This is a genomic window from Pseudoroseomonas sp. WGS1072 (genome assembly GCF_049340465.1).
In the GTDB taxonomy this organism is placed as follows: domain Bacteria; phylum Pseudomonadota; class Alphaproteobacteria; order Acetobacterales; family Acetobacteraceae; genus Pseudoroseomonas.
In genome coordinates, this window is sequence record NZ_JBMPSU010000001.1 from 2067259 (window position 1) to 2084680 (window position 17422).

The 17422-nt window shown below is 76.2% G+C and carries 10 protein-coding genes and 1 pseudogene; 7 read left to right on the forward strand and 4 right to left on the reverse strand.

Annotation, left to right across the window (positions count from 1 at the left end):
* Positions 1–8: 8 nt before the first annotated feature.
* Entirely contained in the window at positions 9–3461 is a 3453-nt protein-coding gene (gene addA / locus ACF3NH_RS09930; RefSeq protein ID WP_422922697.1) for a double-strand break repair helicase AddA, read from the reverse strand.
* A gap of 205 nt (positions 3462–3666) precedes the next feature.
* Here addA and ACF3NH_RS09935 point away from each other — a divergent pair, with 205 nt between their 5' ends.
* Together ACF3NH_RS09935 and ACF3NH_RS09940 are read left to right on the forward strand one after the other, a co-directional pair.
* Positions 3667–4644, forward strand: a complete 978-nt coding sequence (locus ACF3NH_RS09935) for a TRAP transporter substrate-binding protein (protein ID WP_422922698.1) — start codon at positions 3667–3669, stop codon at positions 4642–4644.
* Positions 4645–4855: 211 nt separating this feature from the next.
* A pseudogene (locus tag ACF3NH_RS09940) lies at positions 4856–6091 on the forward strand (amidohydrolase); the annotation flags it as partial.
* A 301-nt stretch (positions 6092–6392) separates the two neighbouring features.
* On the opposite strand, the gene addB reads toward ACF3NH_RS09940, so the two are convergent.
* Positions 6393–9446 (reverse strand): double-strand break repair protein AddB, encoded by a 3054-nt coding sequence (addB, locus tag ACF3NH_RS09945; protein WP_422922699.1) that lies wholly within the window; start codon positions 9444–9446, stop codon positions 6393–6395.
* A 155-nt stretch (positions 9447–9601) separates the two neighbouring features.
* Between addB and ACF3NH_RS09950 the strand changes: the two genes are divergently transcribed.
* Both ACF3NH_RS09950 and ACF3NH_RS09955 read left to right on the forward strand, forming a co-directional pair.
* The gene (locus ACF3NH_RS09950) at positions 9602–10891 is read left to right on the forward strand and encodes an MFS transporter (protein WP_422922700.1); all 1290 of its coding nucleotides are present in this window, start codon (positions 9602–9604) and stop codon (positions 10889–10891) included.
* Positions 10888–11235, forward strand: a complete 348-nt coding sequence (locus ACF3NH_RS09955; RefSeq protein ID WP_422922701.1) for an ArsB/NhaD family transporter — start codon at positions 10888–10890, stop codon at positions 11233–11235. The genes ACF3NH_RS09950 and ACF3NH_RS09955 overlap by 4 nt, the downstream gene beginning before the upstream one ends.
* Before the next feature lie 14 nt (positions 11236–11249).
* Here the strand turns inward: ACF3NH_RS09955 and ACF3NH_RS09960 are convergent, their stop codons facing one another.
* Both ACF3NH_RS09960 and ACF3NH_RS09965 read right to left on the reverse strand, forming a co-directional pair.
* Positions 11250–11825 carry an NUDIX hydrolase gene (locus ACF3NH_RS09960; RefSeq protein ID WP_422922702.1) on the reverse strand — a complete coding sequence of 192 codons (576 nt, stop codon included), beginning with the start codon at positions 11823–11825 and terminating at the stop codon, positions 11250–11252.
* A gap of 113 nt (positions 11826–11938) precedes the next feature.
* Positions 11939–12634 (reverse strand): DUF1285 domain-containing protein, encoded by a 696-nt coding sequence (locus ACF3NH_RS09965; protein WP_459077143.1) that lies wholly within the window; start codon positions 12632–12634, stop codon positions 11939–11941.
* A 109-nt stretch (positions 12635–12743) separates the two neighbouring features.
* On the opposite strand from ACF3NH_RS09965, the gene ACF3NH_RS09970 reads away from it, so the two are divergent.
* From ACF3NH_RS09970 to ACF3NH_RS09980, 3 genes are read left to right on the forward strand one after another with little or no spacing between them, the layout of a single operon-like run.
* A complete protein-coding gene (locus ACF3NH_RS09970) occupies positions 12744–13748 on the forward strand; it encodes an AAA family ATPase (protein WP_198365468.1) in 1005 nt (334 codons plus the stop codon).
* On the forward strand, positions 13741–14649 hold the full coding sequence (locus ACF3NH_RS09975) for a DUF58 domain-containing protein (RefSeq protein WP_422922703.1): 909 nt from the start codon (positions 13741–13743) through the stop codon (positions 14647–14649). Before ACF3NH_RS09970 ends, ACF3NH_RS09975 begins: the two co-directional genes overlap by 8 nt.
* Positions 14646–17411, forward strand: coding sequence for a DUF4159 domain-containing protein (locus ACF3NH_RS09980; RefSeq protein WP_422922704.1), 2766 nt, complete (start codon positions 14646–14648; stop codon positions 17409–17411). The genes ACF3NH_RS09975 and ACF3NH_RS09980 overlap by 4 nt, the downstream gene beginning before the upstream one ends.
* The last annotated feature ends 11 nt before the right edge of the window (positions 17412–17422 follow it).

Genomic DNA, 17422 nt, shown 5'->3' on the forward strand with positions numbered 1-17422 from the left:
CCGGCTTCTCACCCCGGCATGTGCCGGTCCAGCAGCGCTCCGGGCAGCGGCATGGCGCGGGCCGACCATGTCCAGAGCAGCCAGCACTCCACCTTCCGTCCCGGAAAGACCTGCCGCAGCAGGGCACGATAGGCCGCCATCTGCCGCAGGTAGAGCGCCGGGACGCCGCCGATCTCCTCCGGCGGCGGACGGTTGGTCTTGTAGTCCAGGATCAGCACCCGCTCCGGCGTCACCAGCATCCGGTCCACCTGGCCGGCCAGCGGCAGACCATTGACCCGCCCGGCGATCGGCGCCTCGGCCAGGCTGCCGGGCCCGAAGGCCGCCGCCAGCTCGGGCAGGCGCAGCAGCCGCATCACCTCGGCCAGGGTCGCCGCCCGCTCGGCCTCGGAGAGGTCATGGCCGGGCCTGGCCAGGAAGCGCCGCGCCGCCGCCTCCCGCTCCGCCTCCGCATAGTCCGGAAGGTGCTGCAGCAGCGCGTGCAGCAGCCGGCCGCGGCGGAAGCGCTCGCCGGTCGGATCGGCGCGGCCATGCGGCGCGGCGGTGGGCGTCTCCGTCTCGCCGGGAAGCGCCGAGGGGGAGAGGGTCAGCGCCATGCTCTCCGGCGCCGCCGGCCGGCCGATCCAGTCGGGCAGCGGCCCGGCCTCGCCCGGCTCGGCCTGTCCGGCCTCGGCGCGCGGCGGAGCGGTCTGGGCGCTGTCCAGGCAGCGCGCCGGTCCGGTGAAGCGGGCGGCGGGCGGCGCCCCGAAGGCCGCCGGCTCGAAGGCCAGCTCCCGGGCGCCCTCCAGGCGGGCGAAGCCCTGCGCCACCAGGTCGTACCAGGAGCCGGCCTTGGGCTCGCCCCAGGCGCAGACCAGCAGCCGGTCCTCGGCACGGGTCAGCGCGACATAGAGCAGCCGGTTCTCCTCCGCCGCCCGCGCCGCCTCCTCCGCTTCCATCAGCCGCGTCCAGGCGGGGGCGAAGAAGTCGCGGCGCGAGCGGGGCGCCCAGAAGGGCAGGGACGGCTCGCTCTCCTCCCAGCGCAGTGGCTTCTCGCCGCGGCCGCTGCCGACATCGGGCAGGATGACCACCGGTGCCTGCAGCCCCTTGGCGCCGTGCGCCGTCATCAGCCGCACCGCATCGACGCCCGATTCCGCCTCGCGCTTCACCTCCGCCCCGCCGCGCCGCAGCCATTGCACGAAGCCCTGCAGGCTGGGCGGATGGCGCGATTCGAAGGCGAGCGCGGCGTTCAGCACCTCGTCCAGCGGGTCGGCGGCGTCGGGGCCGAGGCGGGCCAGGATGCGGGCCCGCCCGCCATGCTCGCCCAGCACCTCGGCCAGGATGGAGTGGGGGGTGGCGAGGTCGGCGCGGTCGGCCAGCGCGGCCAGCCAATCGGCGGCGCGGCCGGGCGCGGTGTCGCGCCCGCGCTCCTGCAGCAGCCGCCACCACAGCGGCTGCACCCGGCCGCCCGCCAGGGCGCAGAGCTCCTCCTCCGAGACGCCGCAGAGCGGGCTCTTGAGCAGGGCGGCGAGCTGCAGGTCGTCCTCCGGCAGCAGCAGCACGTCGATCAGCGCCAGCAGGTCCTGCACCGCGATCTGCTCGATCAGGCGCAGCCGGTCGAGCCCGCCCACCGCCACGCCGCGCGCCTTCAGCGCCCGCACGAGCAGGCCGCTGAAGGCGGTGCGGCGGCGCAGCAGCACCAGGATGTCGCCGGGGCGGATCGGCCGCCCGCCGCGCGCCGGCAGGGTCTCGTGCCGCACCATGTGGGCGATGCGCGCCGCCAGCGCCTCGGCCATCAGCGCCTCGGCGTCCTCCTCGGCCACCGGCGTCTCCGGCACCTCCCAGGCTTCCAGGGTGGCGGCCTCGGGCCGGGCCAGCGGCGGCCAGAGCTCGACCAGCCCGGCATCCCCGGCGCGGTCGGCGCGATGCTCCAGCACGGCGCCTTCCGCCACCACGCCGCGCCGCGCCGGCCCTTCGGCGAAGACGGCATCGACGAGCGACAGCACCGGCGCCGTGGACCGGAAGGAGACGTTCAGCGGCACCACCTCGAAGCGCTGCTCCGCCGCCGCGATCTGCCGGGCGAAGCTGTGCGCGTAGCGGCCGAGGCCCGCGGCGTCGGCACCCTGGAAGCTGTAGATCGACTGCTTCTCGTCGCCCACCGCGAAGATGCTGCGCCGCGTCTCCGGCTCGCGCGCGCCGAGGCCGGAGAAGAACTCGCCGGACAGCTTCTCCGCGATCTCCCATTGATGCGCGTTGCTGTCCTGCGCCTCGTCGAGCAGCAGGTGGTCGAGCCCGCCATCAAGCTTGTAGAGCACCCAGGCGCTGCCCGGATCGTGCAGCAGGCCGCGCGCGGCCTGGATCAGGTCGTCGAAATCCACCGCCCCCTGGCGCGCCTTCCGCGCCGCATAGGCCTCCAGCACCGGCTGGGCGAGGGCGAGCAGGGCGAGGCTCGCGGCGTGCAGGCGCCACGCCCTCCGCTCCTCCTCCACCGCCGCGATGCGCGCCGCCTCCTCGGCCATCAGGGCCTGCGCCTCCTCGGCGCGGTCCTTCAGGCCGGCCTTGGTGGCCATGTTTTTACGCGGCTCGCCCTTGTCGGTGAGGAAGATCCCGGCCCAGTCCTCCCAGCACACCTGGCGCGCCTCCACCGGCAGGTCGATCCAGGCCTTCATCCGCTCGCCGCGCGCGCGGTCGTTGGCATTGCCGCTGAGGCGCAGCAGACCGCTGGCGCGCACCATCTCCGCCCCCACCCGGGCACAGGCCGCGGCCAGCGCCTCCGCCTCGCCCCCCTCGCGCGGCAGCATCAGGCGGCGGCGCAGCACGGCGTCGCACCCGGCCAGCCCCCCGGCCCGGGCGATGGCGCCGCCCAGCCGGTCGCGCTCCTTCACCAGGCTCTGCAGCGTGTCGGCGAAATCCTCCGGGCTGCCGAGGCCGGCGATGGCCTCGATCGCCGCGGGGGGCAGCCGGCCGGAGGCCAGCGCCGCCTCGCGCGATTCGGCCAGCATCTCCGCCGCGTCCGCCTCCTCGATCAGGGTGAACTGCGGCGGCAGCCCGGCCTCCAGCGGGAAGCCGCGCAGCAGCGACTGGCAGAAGGCATGGATGGTGGCGATCCGCATGCCGCCCGGCTGCTCCAGCACCTCGGCGAAGAGGGCGCGGGCGCGGCGGCGCAGCGTGGCGTCCGGCGCGGCGCCGGTCAGCTCCTGCAGGCTGCGGCCGAGATCGGCCTCCTCGGCCACCGCCCATTCGCCGAGGCGGCGGGCCAGGCGGGTCGCCATCTCGGCCGCCGCCGCCTTGGTGAAGGTGAGGCAGAGGATGCGGCCGGGCCTGGCGCCGGGGCGCAGCAGCAGGCGCAGCACGCGGTCGGTCAGCACCTTGGTCTTGCCCGAGCCGGCCGAGGCGCCGACCCAGGCGGAGGCCTCGGGGTCCGAGGCGCGCCGCTGCGCATCCTGGGCGGCGGCGCGGGGCGAGAGATCGGTGCTGCTGCTCATGCCCCGGTTGTAGCCGGGCGGCCGCGCCGGGGCGATGGGCAAGGCGGCGGGAGGCGCGCGGCCGCCTCCCGCCGGGCGCCCCGATAGCGCGGCATGGAGCACCCGCCGTCACCACCGGGCGGTTCCGGAGGCACGCGGCGATTCCCCTGGCGGGCCAGGGCGGTCTAGGCTTGGGCTTAGCGCTTCAGCCGAAAGGGCCGCACCGATGCCGAGACGCCGCCACCTCCTCGCCGCCGGCCTGGCCGGCCTCGCCGCCGCGCCGGGCCGGCGCGCCCGGGCCGCCGCCGCCTGGCGCATCGCCAGCGAATATCCGGCGACCGCCATGCCGGGCGAGGGCATCGCGCATTTCGCCGAGGCCGCGACCCGGCTGGCCGATGGCGCGCTGACGGTGACCGCCGCCCCCGACGCGCCGGACGGGCTGCGCTCCGCCGCCATGCTGCGCGCCGTGGCCGAGGGGAAGCTCGCCGCGGCGGACGCCTTCACCGGCGCCATGGCGAAGGACGCGCCGATCTTCCAGCTCTCCGCGCTGCCCTTCCTGACCGGCTCGGCGGCGGATGCGGCGCGGCTGCTGGATCTCGCCCGGCCGGCCTATGCCCGCGCCCTCGCGGCGCAGGGCGCGACGCTGCTCTACGCCACGCCCTGGCCGCCCTCCGGCATCTGGTCGCGCCGGCCGCTGACCGAGGCCGGAGCGCTGCAGGGCCTGCGCATCCGGACCTACGATGCCGCCGGCACCGCCGTGTTGCAGGCCGCCGGCGCCGCGCCGCAGCAGATTTCCTTCGCCGACGCGCTGCCCCGGCTGAAGGCGGGCGAGATGGATGCCGTGCTTTCCTCGGGCGATGGCGGCGCCGGGGCGCGGCTGTGGGAGATCCTGCCGAACTTCACCCGCATCGACTACGCCTGGCCGCTCAGTCTCGCCTTCTGTGCCAGCGCGGCGCTGGAGGCGCTGCCGGAGCCGGCGCGGCGCGCCGTCCTGCAGGCCGGGCGGGAGACCGAGGCCCGGCAGTTCCGCGCCATCGCCACGCGGCTGGAGGAGAACGGCGCCCGCCTGCGCGCCAACGGCGTGGCGCTCGCCGAGGTCCCGGCGCTGCGCGCCGCGCTGACCCTGGCGGCGCAGCCGGTGGTCGAGGCGTGGTCGGCCCGCGCCGGCGAGGAAGGCCGGGCGATTCTCGCGGCCTATCGCTGAGGCGGCCAGCGGGCGGATGGCCCACCCGCTGACCAGCCGGCGGGTAACCCGACTGTGTCCGTGCGCCGGCTTGTGGCCGGTCGAGAAGGGTCCGTAGCCTCGCCGCCCGTATCGTTCCTCCACCCGGTCCGCCTGTCAGGAAGGAGTTCAGATCATGCCGCTGCGAGGAATGCCGGAAGCGGGACGGCGCGCCGTTCTGGCCGGCTTGGGGATGGCCGGGGCGATACCGGCCGCCGCCGCGGCGCAGCCCGCCGCGCCACAGGTGTCCGCCCCGGCCGCGGCTCCTCCGGCCTCCCCGCCGGCCTCCTCGGCCGCCGCGGCGCGCGCGGTGGAGGCGGCGCGCGACGCCATCCTGCGCCTCTCGCGCGAGGTCTGGACCCAGGCCGAACTGAGCCTGCACGAGGAGAAGTCCGCCGCCATCCACCTGCGCGAGCTGGAGGCGGCGGGCTTTCGTGTCACCAGCCGCGGCACCTCCGGCATCCCCACCGCCTTCGTCGCGGAATGGAGCGCGGGTTCGGGCGGCCCGGTCATCGGCTACATGCCGGAGTATGACGCGCTGCCCGGCCTCGGCAACGCCGCGGAGCCGCGCCAGGCGCCGGGCCCCGCCGGCACCGGGGTCGGGCATGGCTGCGGCCACAACATGCTGGGCGCCGGCTGCACCGGCGGCGCCATCGCGCTCAGGGCCATGATGCGGGAGGCCGGCACCAGCGGCACCATCCGCGTCTATGGCTGCGCCGCCGAGGAGACGGAGGGCGCCAAGGTCTACATGGCGCGCGACCGGCTGTTCGAGGATTGCGACGCCGTGCTGGCCTGGCACCCCGCCCCCTTCGCCGGCGCCGGGATCGTGCGGCTGAACGCGGTGGACAAGGTGCGGGTGATGTTCCACGGCCGTAGCGCCCATGCCGGGATCGCCCCCTGGGAGGGGCGCAGCGCCCTCAAGGCGGCGGAGATGTTCGGCCTCGGCGTGCAGATGATGCGCGAGCACATCCTGCCCAGCGCGCGGATGCACTACATCTATGAGCAGGCGGGCGCGGCGCCGAACGTCATCCCGGATTTCGCGCAGGTCTGGATCCTCCTGCGCGACCTCGACCGGGAGAAGGTCGGCACGCTGACCGCCTGGGTGCGCCAGGTGGCCGAGGGCGCGGCCATGGCGACGCAGACCCGCGCCGAGGTGATCCACTTCTTCGGCATGCACGACCTGCTGCCGAACGAGCCGCTGGCGCGGCTGCTGCACCGCCACCTCGCCGCCGTCCCGATCGAATGGACGGAGGAGGAGCAGGCCTTCGCCCGGGCCTGCCAGCGGGAGGCGAAGCTGCCGGAGGCGGGCATGGCGCCGCAGCCGCTGCCCTTCCTGCAGGAGATCTCGGCGGGCGGCTCCACCGATGTCGGCGAGGTCAGCTACCAGGCGCCGGTGGGGGTCTTCGCCTGGCCGACCATGCCGCTGGGAGTCGGGCTGCACACCTGGCCCGTCACCGCATGCGGCGGCATGTCGATCGGCGACAAGGGATCGCTCAACACCGCCCGCGTGCTGGCGGCCGCGGGGTATGACCTGATGACCGACGCGGCGCTGCGGGAGGCGGCCAGGGTGGATTTCCGGGCGCGGCGCGGCGACCGGCCCTTCACCTCCGCCCTGCCGGCCTCGCAGAAGCGGCCGATGGGTCTGCCCGCCTTCATGACCCGCACCGGCGATGACGAGATGGTGTCGGGCCTGCAGCGGACACCGGGGCGCGGAACGGGGGGTAGGGGCCTCACCCCTCCTCCGCCGTCCCCCATTCCGCCACCCGCGCCAGATGGTCGTAATCCGAGCGGGGCGGCCTGCGGCGCGGATGCGGGCGGGCGAGGAAGCGGCGCTCGCCGAGCAGGAAGCCGCGCAGCAGCGCCTCCGTCTGCGCCAGCGCCTCGGCCGCCAGGGCGTCGGGCTCGCCCTTCACCGGCCTCACCTCGCCCGGCGTGCCGCCCCCGGTCAGCCGCCAGTGGGCCAGCGCCGAGACCGGACGGGCGGCGATGCCCTCGAACCCGCCCGCCGCGGCGATGGCGGCCTCCAGCGGCATCTGCGGCGCGCGGCCGTCCTTCATCTCGGAATCATTCGGCGGCGTGCCGGTCTTGTAGTCGATGATCGCCAGCGTGCCGTCGGACAGTTCGTCGATGCGGTCGGCGCGCACCTTCAGCCGCAGCCGGCCCTGCGCCAGCGCCAGCCGCCCCGGCACCTCGGCATGGCGGGCGGCGATGCGCCGCCCCTCCCGCGCCGCCGTCTGCGCCGCCTCCTCCTGGGCGGTGACGAAGCCGCCGATGCGCGCCAGGCGCGGCCGCCAGAAGGCCAGCAGGCCGGGCCGCGCCTCGGTCCGCGCCAGCGCCTCCTCCGCCGCGTCCGCGAACCAGTCGCGGGCGGTGGCGAGGCCGGGCCAGCCGCCGGGCGCCTCGTCCAGGCGGCGGGTCCAGACCGCCAGGGCGAGGTGCACGATCTGCCCGTAATTCGCCGCGCCGACCTCGGCGTCGAGCGGGTCGAAGGGCGTCAGGCGCAACACGTGGCGGGCGTAGAAGGCATAGGGATCGGCCATCAGCCCGGCCACTTCCGTGACGCTGATCTCGCGCGGCCGGTCCTCCACGGGCGGGCAGGGGGCCGGGCGCGGGCAGGGCCGCACCGCCTCCGGCTGGTCGAGCCGCGCCGCCCAGCCCAGCGCCGGGTGGCGGGGCAGGGCGAGGCCCCGGCCGCCGGCCTTCCGCGGGTCTTCTGCCTTCTGGCCGGCGAGGAAGGTCTCGAGCCGGGTCAGCCAGCGCGAGGGCACGGTCGGCGCGCCGGCGCGCTTGCGGGCGCGGGCCAGCACCACGCGCGGCGCCGAGGCGGCCGCCAGCAGGAAGTCGGCGGCGACGCGGCCGATCCGCGCCTCGGGCTCCGGCAGGCCGAAATCGGCGCGCATCGGCCGGCTCATCCAGGGGCCGGCCTCGGTCGCCTGCGGCCAGACGCCTTCCTCCAGGCTGCCCAGCACGGCCAGGTCGAAATCCTGCAGCCGGGCCTCCAGCAGGCCGAGGATGGCGATGCGGGGATGCTGCGCGTGCTCGCGCCCGCGGCCGATGCGGACCCCCGGCGCCGAGGGACCCTCCAGCGAGGAATCGAACAGGGCGGGCCAGGAGGCCGGGCTCATCGGCGGCAACTCGCGCAGCGCCGGCGGCAGGGTGGCGAGGTGCACCGCCAGGGGCTCGCCCTCCTCCCCGGCATAGAGGCGCAGGCCGCCCGGCCGCTCCCGCGTCGAGGCGAGGGCCTCGGCGGCCGCCAGATGCGCGTCCAGCAGGTCGGCCGGCGGGCGGGCGGGGCTGTCCGGCAGGCTGTCGAAACCGGCGAGCGCGGCCTGCAGCGCATCGACCAGCTTCAGGGCGGTGCCGAGCAGGGGCGCATCCTTCTCGCGCCGGAAGGCCTCGCGCACCCGGGCCCGCAGGCCGGACAGGCCGGGCGCGGGGCGGGGGCCGCGCAGGCAGCGCCGCTCGATCAACCGCACCGCCTCCATCCACTCCGCCCGCGTCATGCCGCCGGCGGAGAGGGGATGCTTGAGCAGGGCGAGCAGCGGCACCGGCGCGAAGCCCTCGGCCACGGCGCGGGCGAGCAGGCGCAGATAGGCCCCGGTCGGCGTCTCGCCGAGCGGCTGGCCGGCGGAATCATCGGCCAGGATGCCGTGTCGCGTCAGCTCGGCGGCGACGCGGCGGCCCAGCTCGCGGTCGGGGGTGATCAGCGCGGCGCGGCTGCCGGGGGTCTCCAGCGCCTCGCGCAGGATCAGCGCGATGGCCACCGCCTCGGCTTGCACATCCGGCGCCTCCAGCAGGGCGAGGCCTTCTAGCGCGGGCGCCCAGTGCTCCGGCCGCCGCTCCAGCCAGGCCTCGATGCCGGCGGCCGGGCGCAGGGCGCAGGAGAGCAGCCCGGCGCGGCGCGCCAGGGCCGGGTCGCCCGCCGTGTTGCCGGGCCAGGGCATGAGGTCGGCGGGGGTGGCATCCATGGCCGAGAGCAGGCGCACCTGGCCGGCCAGCGGATGCGTGCAGCTCTCCCCCACCGCGGCCCAGAGCGCCTCGGACTTGATCTCGCCCGGCCCGTGCAGCACCACGGCGCCGCGCGGCAGCCCGGCCACCACCTTGAGCAGCGCGGCGGCGGCGGGGATGGTGCCGCCGGCGCCGATCCCGGCGGCGATCACCGGCGCCTCCGGCGGCGCCTCGCGCCAGGCGCGGGCCTGGGCGCGCAGGGCGGCGACGCGGCGCGGGCCGATGTCCATCAGCCCCCGCGCCTGCAGCCAGGCGTCCCAGGCGGTCAGCACGCCGCGCAGGAAGGTCAGTGTCACCTGCCAGTGGACGGCGAATTCCTCCGGTACCAGCCCGTCCAGCCCGTCATGCCGGACATCCTCCAGCGCCGTCTCGTCGAGGAACTCGGCGAGCGCCGTGGCCAGCCGCCAGGCCTGCTCCGGGGTGTTCGGCCCGCCGTAGCGAGAGGGCAGGCGCAGGACCAGCTCGGTCAGCACCGCCTGCCGCCGCGCCGGCTCGACGGCCGGCGGCAGATCGAGCAGGCCGGGCAGCGCCAGCTCGTCCGCCTCCTCGGTGGACAGGCCGGTCAGCGCCCGCATGCGCGGCAGCAGCAGGGCACGGCCATCCGCCTCGCGCAGGAAGGCCTCGCGCAGCGCCAGCGCGGCGCGGCGGGTCGGCAGCAGGATGGTGGTGCGGGACAGGGCCAGCGGGTCCGCCGCCGCGGCGCCGAGCTCGGCCAGCACGCCACGGGCCAGGGTGGGCAGGAAGGGGAGGTGGGCCGGGATCTCGAAGAGCCGCATGGGGAGGCAGGGTAGGGCCGATCGCGTCCCCATGGAATTGCCTCTGGAACTGCCCCGCCGGCGGTGGCGCCGCGATCATTCCGCCGGCTTCCGGCTCAACCCCGCCCGATCCCCCCGCGTTCCAGCGCCGCCTCCGCTCTGGAAGGATGGACCGCATGGCGCCTCCCCCCTCCGCCGTCTCGCCCCGCATCCACCGCGCCCTGGACGGGCTGAACTTCTTCCTAGCCGATGTGCGGGACGGGCTCGGCCCCTACCTCGCCATCTACCTGCTCGCCGTGCGCGGGCCGGAGCAGGGCTGGAACCCGGCCACCATCGGCTTCGTCATCACCCTGGCCGGCCTCATCGGCCTGGCCGCGCAAACCCCTGTCGGTGCCTTCATCGACCGCAGCCGCCACAAGCGCGCCGTGATCATCGCCGCCGCCGTGGCGGTGACGCTGAGCTGCGTCGTGCTGCCCTTCATCACCGACTTCCGGGCCGTCGTCGCCACCCAGTCGCTCGCCGCCATCGCCGGCACCGTCTTCCCGCCGGCCCTGGCGGCGATCACCCTCGGCCTCGTCGGGCCGCGCGCCTTCTCGCGCCGGATCGGCCGCAACGAGGCCTTCAACCATGCCGGCAACGCCGCCTCGGCGGCGCTGGCGGCGGGCACCGCCATCCTGTTCGGCCCGGTGGTGGTGTTCTGGATCATGGGCATCCTGGCGGTGCTCAGCATCGGCGCCACGCTGCTGATCCCGGCCGGCGCCATCGACGACGACGTGGCGCGCGGCCTTGGCCACGGCGCCGCGGCCGGCGGGCCCGCGCGGCCCTCCGGCTGGCGCGCCCTGCTGGAATGCCGGCCGCTGCTGGTCTTCGCCGTGCTGATGGCGGTGTTCCACCTGGCCAATGCCGCCATGCTGCCCTCGCTCGGCCAGCTGCTGACCACCGTGGTCGGGCAGAACCACGCCACCTCGCTGATCGCCGCCTGCATCGTCGCGGCGCAATGCGTCATGGTGCCGGTCTCCTACCTGGCGGGCCTGAAGGCGGACCTCTGGGGCCGCAAGCCGATCTTCCTCGCCGCCTTCGGCATCCTGGCGCTGCGGGGCCTGCTCTACACCCTCTCGCACGATCCCTTCTGGCTGCTGGCGGTGCAGCTGCTGGACGGCTTCGGCGCCGGCATCTTCGGCGCGCTCTTCCCGGTGGTGGTCGCCGACCTGACGCGCGGCACGGGCCGCTTCAACGTCAGCCAGGGGGCGATCGCCACCGCCCACGCGCTGGGCGCGGCGCTCAGCGCGACGCTCGCCGGGGGCATCATCGTCGGCTACGGCTATTCGGCCGCCTTCCTGGCGCTCGGCGCCATCGCCGCGCTGGGCTTCCTCGGCTACTGGTGGCTGATGCCCGAAACCCTCGACCGCAGGGCCCTTGCCGAGGAGGCCGCGCAGCCCCGCCCCGGGCCTGCCGCGCCCGCATGAGCGGCGTGGTCAGCGCGGCGCCCGTCATCTGGACGATCGCCGCGCTGACCACGCTCGGCGTGCTGCTCCGCCCCTTCCGCTGGCCCGAGGCGGTCTGGGCCGTGGCGGGCGCCGCGCTGGTCGTGGCGCTCGGCCTGCTGCCGCCGGCCGAGGCGCCGCCCGTGCTGGCCGGCGCCATCCTGATCGCGGTCGATCTCGGCCCGAACCTCTCCGTCACCGGGTCGCTGGCGACGATCCTCTGGCTGGTGGCGCTGCGGCGCGAGGGGCTGGAGATCGGCGCCTGGCCGTTTCTGCGGATCGGCCTGCTGGTGATGCCGCCGGCGCTGCTGCACGAGCCGTTCTGACCGACTGTTCCGGCCTATCGCAGCGCCGCCGCCAGGGTCCGCATGATCGCCGCCGTGGCGCCCCAGACATAGTGCTCGTCATGCGGCCAGACGTCGAAGCTGCGCCGCTCGCCCTTCCAGATCGCGGCGCGGCGCTCCGGCAGGGCGGGGTCCTGCAGGGGGGCGAGATCGTATTCGAAGACCTGCGCCACCTCGTCCGGCGCCGGGGTGAGGTTGAGCGGCGGCTCCAGCACGGCGAGGACGGGGGTCACGTGGAAGCCGGTGCCGGTGACGTGCTCCGGCAACCGGCCCAGGATGCGCGGCAGGCGCGGATCGAGGCCGATCTCCTCCGCCGCCTCGCGCAGCGCCGCCTGCTCCGGCGTCTCGCCCGGCTCGATGCGGCCGCCGGGAAAGGCGACCTGGCCGGCATGGCTGGAGAGGGTGGCGGCGCGCAGCGTCAGCAGCAGGCTGGGGCGCGGCCCCAGCACCACGGGCACCAGCACGGCGGCGGCGATGCCCGGCGGTGGCGCCGAGGGGACCGGGGCCCGGGCGGGGGGCGGGGCCAGCCGTCCCGGCTCGGAGAGGCGCCGCAGCACCGCCTCCGCATCCATGGGTGCGGGCCGGAGGGCCGGCGGCGCGCCGCCCCCGGCCCTGTCTGCCGAGATCCTGTCTGCCGAGATCCTGTCCGCGGCGGCGGACGGGGAGGACGGTCCGGCGGGCGCGCTCACGCCGTGGCGGCGCCGTTGGCCCGCACCCTGCCGCGGCGCGGCGGCGGGGCGGCCTCGGCCGGCAGGTCGTCGATCGGGAAGAACACGCCCTCGCTCCAGACGCCGAGCACCTCGCGCCCCTCCAGCGTCTCCGGCTCGGCCAGCGCCACCAGCTCGTAGAAGACGGCCCGGTTGATGCGCGCCTCCAGCCCGGCGCGCACCATCACGTAGGGGCGCGGCTCGCGCGTGCGGGGGTCGATCTGCACCCGGATCGGGTGGTCGGCGTCGGCGGTCACCATCTCGTCGAGGTTGGTGCGGAAGGTCAGGCACTGCCGTCCCTCGCAGCGGCGCCAGAAGACCTCGACGGCGACGAAGGGCGCATCCTCGACCTCGATCGAGCCGCGCTCGACCGGGGTCTCCAGCCAGTAGCCGCCATCCGCCTCGCGCTTCAGCACCGAGGAGAAGAGGCAGACCAGCTCCTTCCGGCCGATCGGGCTGCCCTTGTAGTACCAGGTGCCGTCGCGCGCGATCCGCATGTCGAGCGCACCGCATTCGTGCTTCGGCCGGCCTCCCGGAAGCCTGACAGGACCTTTGCCGGTTTTCTGGGCAACTGTGGCGTGCCTGCAGCAGGTGTCGCCGCTACCTGGTGCCTTGCCGTCGCTTTGCCCTGTCGCGGAATGTTTCAATACTTCGTCCATGCGTCCGACGGTCATAGGCTCCCCCAGTTGACATCGGCATTCCCGTGGCCGCGCCGTGCGCGGATGGGGTGGCCGAGGCGGGCCGGCTGCCCATATCGGGGGTTATATAAGGAGGCCAAGCGGCATGGTTGAAGTGGCGGACCCCACGGATCCCACCTTCCTGGTCGCGGAGGTGGAGGCGCTCGGCGCCCGTCTGGGCCGGGTGCGCGGCGCGGTGGGCCGCGTCATCTTCGGCCAGGAGGAGGTGGTCGAGCAGGTGCTGATCACCCTCCTGTCGGGCGGCCACGTGCTGCTGGTGGGCGTGCCCGGCCTCGGCAAGACCAAGCTGGTGGAGACGCTGGGCACCGTGCTCGGCCTGGCCGAGGGGCGGGTGCAGTTCACCCCCGACCTGATGCCGGCCGACATCCTGGGCTCCGAGGTGCTGGAGGAGGGGGCCGACGGGCGACGCGCCTTCCGCTTCATCAAGGGGCCGGTCTTCTGCCAGCTGCTGATGGCCGACGAGATCAACCGCGCCAGCCCGCGCACCCAGTCGGCGCTGCTGCAGGCCATGCAGGAGCGCAAGGTCGCCATGGGTGGCGCGACCTATCCGCTGCCCGCCCCCTTCCACGTGCTGGCGACGCAGAACCCGATCGAGCAGGAAGGCACCTACCCGCTGCCGGAAGCGCAGCTCGACCGCTTCCTGCTGGAGGTCGAGGTCTCCTACCCCGATGCCGCCGCCGAGCGCGCCATGCTGCTGGCCACCACCGGGGCGACCGAGGCGCGGGCCGAGCCGGCGATGACGGCGGCCGAGCTGATCGCCGCCCAGGCGCTGATCCGCCGCATCCCGGTGGGCGAGCAGGTGCTGGAGGCGATCCTGAAGCTGGTGCGCGGCGCCCGGCCGGAAACCGCCGATCTGCCCGCGGTGCGCCAGCACCTGGCCTGGGGGCCGGGGCCGCGCGCGGCGCAGGCGCTGATGCTGGCCTGCCGGGCGCGGGCCGTGCTGGACGGGCGGCTGGCGCCGAGTCTCGAGGATGTGATCGCTCTGGCCGAGCCGGTGCTGCGTCACCGCATGGCGCTGAGCTTCGCCGCCCGCGCCGACGGGGTGCGGCTGTCCGAGGTGATCGGCGCGCTGAAGGCCAGTCTTGGCTGAGCCGCTGCCCCCGCCCGCCACCGCCCCGCTGGCGGCGGAGGCGCTGGGCAGCCGGCTGCCGCCGCTGGTGGTCGCCGCCGAGCGGGTTGCCGCGACGGTGATGCAGGGCGTGCACGGCCGCCGCCGCGCCGGCCAGGGCGATGCCTTCTGGCAGTTCCGCCCCTATCTGCCGGGCGATGCCGTGAGCCGCCTCGACTGGCGGCAGAGCGCCAAATCCGACCGCCTCTTCGTGCGCGAGACCGAATGGGAGGCGGCGCAGAGCGTGGCGCTGTGGCGCGATGCCGGGCCCGGCATGGCCTGGCGCGGCGGCGAGGGGCGGCCCGCCAAGGGCGAGCGCGCCACGCTGCTGCTGCTGGCGCTGGCCGCGCTGCTGCTGCGCGGCGGCGAGCGGGTGCGCCTGTTCGGCCTCCGCCGCGCCCATGCCGGGCGCGGCGCGCTGCCGGCCCTGGCCGATGCGCTGTCCCGCCAGGACACGCCTCCGCGCGACGAGAGCCTGCCGCGCCATGCCCGGGCCGTGCTGATGGGCGATTTCCTGGCGCCGCTGGAGGACAGCCGCGCCGCCATCGCCGCCCTGGCGGCGCAGGGCGTGCGGGGCCACCTGCTGCAGGTGCTCGACCCGGCGGAGGAAACCCTGCCCTATACCGGCCGTGTCCGCTTCGAGGGGCTGGGGCGCGAGGCGCCGCTGCTGCTGCCGCGCGTCGAGGGGGTGCGGGCGCTCTATGCCGAGCGGCTGGCGGCGCATCGCGCCGGGCTCGCCGCCATCGCCGGGGCGGCGGGCTGGAGCTTCGCGACGCATCGCACCGACCATCCGCCGGAGACGGCGCTGCTGGCGCTCTGGCAGGCGCTGGCCCCCACCGGACAGGCTCCCACCGGACTCGCAGGAGGCATGGGCGGCGCATGATGTCCCTCGGTCCGGTCGGCTTCGTCGCGCCCTGGCTGCTGCTGGCCCTGCCGGCCCTGCCGCTGATCTGGTGGCTGCTGCGGGTGACGCCGCCGGCGCCGCGCCGCCAGAGCTTCCCCGCGCTGCGCCTGCTGCGCGACCTGCCGGCGCCGGAGGAGACGCCGGCCCGCACGCCGTGGTGGCTGCTGCTGCTACGCCTCGTTGCCGCGGCGCTGATCGTGCTCGGCCTGGCCCGTCCGGTCTGGGGGCCCTCGGCCGGCGTCGCCGGCGGGGAGGGGCCGTTGCTGCTGGTGATGGATGACGGCTGGCCCTCCGGCGCCGACTGGCCGGCCCGCGCCGCCGCCGCCAGCGCCGCGCTGGACGCCGCCGCGCGTCAGGGCCGCCGCGCCGCCCTGCTGACCACCGCCCCCGCCGAGGCCGGCGAGGCGCCGGCGCCCGGCGTGTTGACGCCCGGCGCGCTGATGCCGGCCGAGGCGTTGCGGGCCCGGCTCGCCGCCCTTCGGCCGAAGCCCTGGGCGCCCGATCGCGCCGCCGCCCTGGCCGGGCTGGCGGCCTGGCGGCAGGCCAATCCCGGCCCCTTCGCCAGCCTCTATGTCGCGGACGGGGTCGAGCACCGGGCGGAGGGCGATGACTTCACGCCGCTCGCCGCCGCGCTCGCCGCCGCCGGCCCGCTGACGCTCGCCCGCGCCGAGGGCCGTGCCGCCCGCCTGCTGGCCCCGCCGGAGGCCGAGCCGGAGCGGCTCGGCCTGACGCTGCGCCAGACCGCCGCGCCGGCCGCCGGCAGCGTGGCCGTGCTGGCCCGCACCGGAGACGGGCGGGCGCTGGCCCGCGCCTCCCTCCCGGTCGAGGCCGGCGGCCGCGAGGCGCGCGGCGGGCTCGACCTGCCGCTCGAGATCCGCAACCAGATCATCCGGCTGGAGATCGAGGGCGAGGAGACGGCGGGCGCCGCCGTGTTGCTGGACGAACGCTTCCGCCGCCGCCCGGTCGGGCTGGTGGGCCCGGCCGAGCAGGGGGCGGAGACGCCGCTGCTCGGGCCGCTCTACTACCTCGACCGGGCGCTCGCCCCCTATGCCGAGCTGCGGCGCGGCGGCATCGAGCAGCTCCTGGCCCGGCAGCTCGCCGTGCTGGTGCTGGCCGACCGGCCGGTGGCCGAGGCCGGGGAGCGCGCCGCGCTGGAGCGCTGGGTCGAGGCGGGGGGCACGCTGGTCCGCTTCGCCGGCCCACGCCTGGCCGAGGCGCCGGACAGCCTGCTGCCGGTGCGGCTGCGCGCCGGGGAGCGGCAGCTCGGCGGCGCGCTCTCCTGGGAGCAGCCGCAGCCGCTGGCGCCCTTCCCGGAGGCCTCGCCCTTCGCCGGGCTGGCGCCGCCCGGCGAGGTCACGGTCTCGACCCAGGTCCTGGCCGAGCCGGGGCCGGAACTCTCGGCCCGCAGCTGGGCCCGGCTGGCCGACGGTACCCCGCTGGTCACCGCCGAGACGCGCGGCGCCGGGCGGATCGTGCTGTTCCATGTCACCGCCAATGCCGAATGGTCCAACCTGCCGCTCTCCGGCCTGTTCATCGATCTGCTGCGCCGGGTGGTGGCGCTGTCCTCCGGCGTCGCCGGGGCGGAGGGCGAGACGCCGCTGGCGCCGCTCGAGGTGATGGACGGCTTCGGCCGGCTCGGCCCGGCGGCCGGCGGCGTGGGCGCCATCCCGGCGCACCGCTTCGCCGACACCGTTCCGGGCCCACGCCATCCGCCGGGCTGGTACGGCGTGCCGGGCGAGGGCGGCGAGCGGCGGGCGCTGAACCTCTCGGCGCATCTGCCGGCGCCCCGCGCCCTGGCCGCGCCGCCGCCCGGCACCGCCCTGCTGGCGATCGGCGGCGTGCCGGCGGAGCGCGACCTCGGCCCCTGGCTGCTGGCGCTCGCCCTGCTGCTGCTGGCCGCCGACCTGCTGATCTCGCTGGTCCAGCGGGGTCTGCTCGGCCGGCCGGCCCGGCTGGCGGCGCTGCTGCTGGCGCTCGCCCTTCCCGCGGCGCCCGGCGCCCTGGCACAGGACGGGATGGCGCGGGGGAGCGCCGCGCAGGATCTCGCCCTGGTCACCCGCATCGGCCATGTCCTGACCGGCGATGCGGCGCTGGACGAGACGGTGCGGCAGGGCCTCGCCGGCCTGTCGGACTACGTCAACCGCCGCACCGCGACGGCGCTCGGCGAGCCGGCGGCGGTGCGCCCGGGGCAGGACGACCTCTCGCCCCTGCCGCTGCTCTACTGGGCCGTCACGGCCGAGACGCCGCTGCCCGATTCCGCCGCCGTGGCGGCGCTGAACGACTACATGCGCGGCGGCGGCATCATCCTGTTCGACACGCGCGACGAGGGCTCGGGCGAGGGTTTCGCCCCCGGCGCGCGGGAGGCGCTGCTGCGGCTGACCGCAGGCCTCGCCATCCCGCCCCTGGCGCCCGTCTCGCCCGAGCACGTGCTGACCCGTGCCTTCTACCTCCTGCCGCCGGAACTGCCCGGCCGCTTCGCCGGTGGGCAGGTCTGGGTCTCGCGCGAGGAGGACCGGGCGAATGACAGCGTCAGCCCGGTGATCATCGGCGGGCATGACTGGGCCGGGGCCTGGGCGGTCGATGCGCGCGGCGGCAATCCCCACGCCGCCATCCCCGGCGGCGCGCGGCAGCGGACGCTGGCCTACCGATTCGGCGTCAATCTCGTGATGTACGCGCTGACCGGCAACTACAAGGGCGATCAGGTGCATGTGCCGGCCATCCTCGAAAGGCTGGGGAATTGAGCGGGCGGGGG

What these genes read in the sequence shown, in the direction of transcription:
- addA (WP_422922697.1), bottom strand. Translation starts at nt 3,461, where the DNA reads ATGAGCAGCAGCACCGATCTCTCGCCCCGCGCCGCCGCCCAGGATGCG.
- ACF3NH_RS09935 (WP_422922698.1), top strand. Translation starts at nt 3,667, where the DNA reads ATGCCGAGACGCCGCCACCTCCTCGCCGCCGGCCTGGCCGGCCTCGCC.
- addB (WP_422922699.1), bottom strand. Translation starts at nt 9,446, where the DNA reads ATGCGGCTCTTCGAGATCCCGGCCCACCTCCCCTTCCTGCCCACCCTG.
- ACF3NH_RS09950 (WP_422922700.1), top strand. Translation starts at nt 9,602, where the DNA reads ATGGCGCCTCCCCCCTCCGCCGTCTCGCCCCGCATCCACCGCGCCCTG.
- ACF3NH_RS09955 (WP_422922701.1), top strand. Translation starts at nt 10,888, where the DNA reads ATGAGCGGCGTGGTCAGCGCGGCGCCCGTCATCTGGACGATCGCCGCG.
- ACF3NH_RS09960 (WP_422922702.1), bottom strand. Translation starts at nt 11,825, where the DNA reads ATGGATGCGGAGGCGGTGCTGCGGCGCCTCTCCGAGCCGGGACGGCTG.
- ACF3NH_RS09965 (WP_459077143.1), bottom strand. Translation starts at nt 12,634, where the DNA reads ATGACCGTCGGACGCATGGACGAAGTATTGAAACATTCCGCGACAGGG.
- ACF3NH_RS09970 (WP_198365468.1), top strand. Translation starts at nt 12,744, where the DNA reads ATGGTTGAAGTGGCGGACCCCACGGATCCCACCTTCCTGGTCGCGGAG.
- ACF3NH_RS09980 (WP_422922704.1), top strand. Translation starts at nt 14,646, where the DNA reads ATGATGTCCCTCGGTCCGGTCGGCTTCGTCGCGCCCTGGCTGCTGCTG.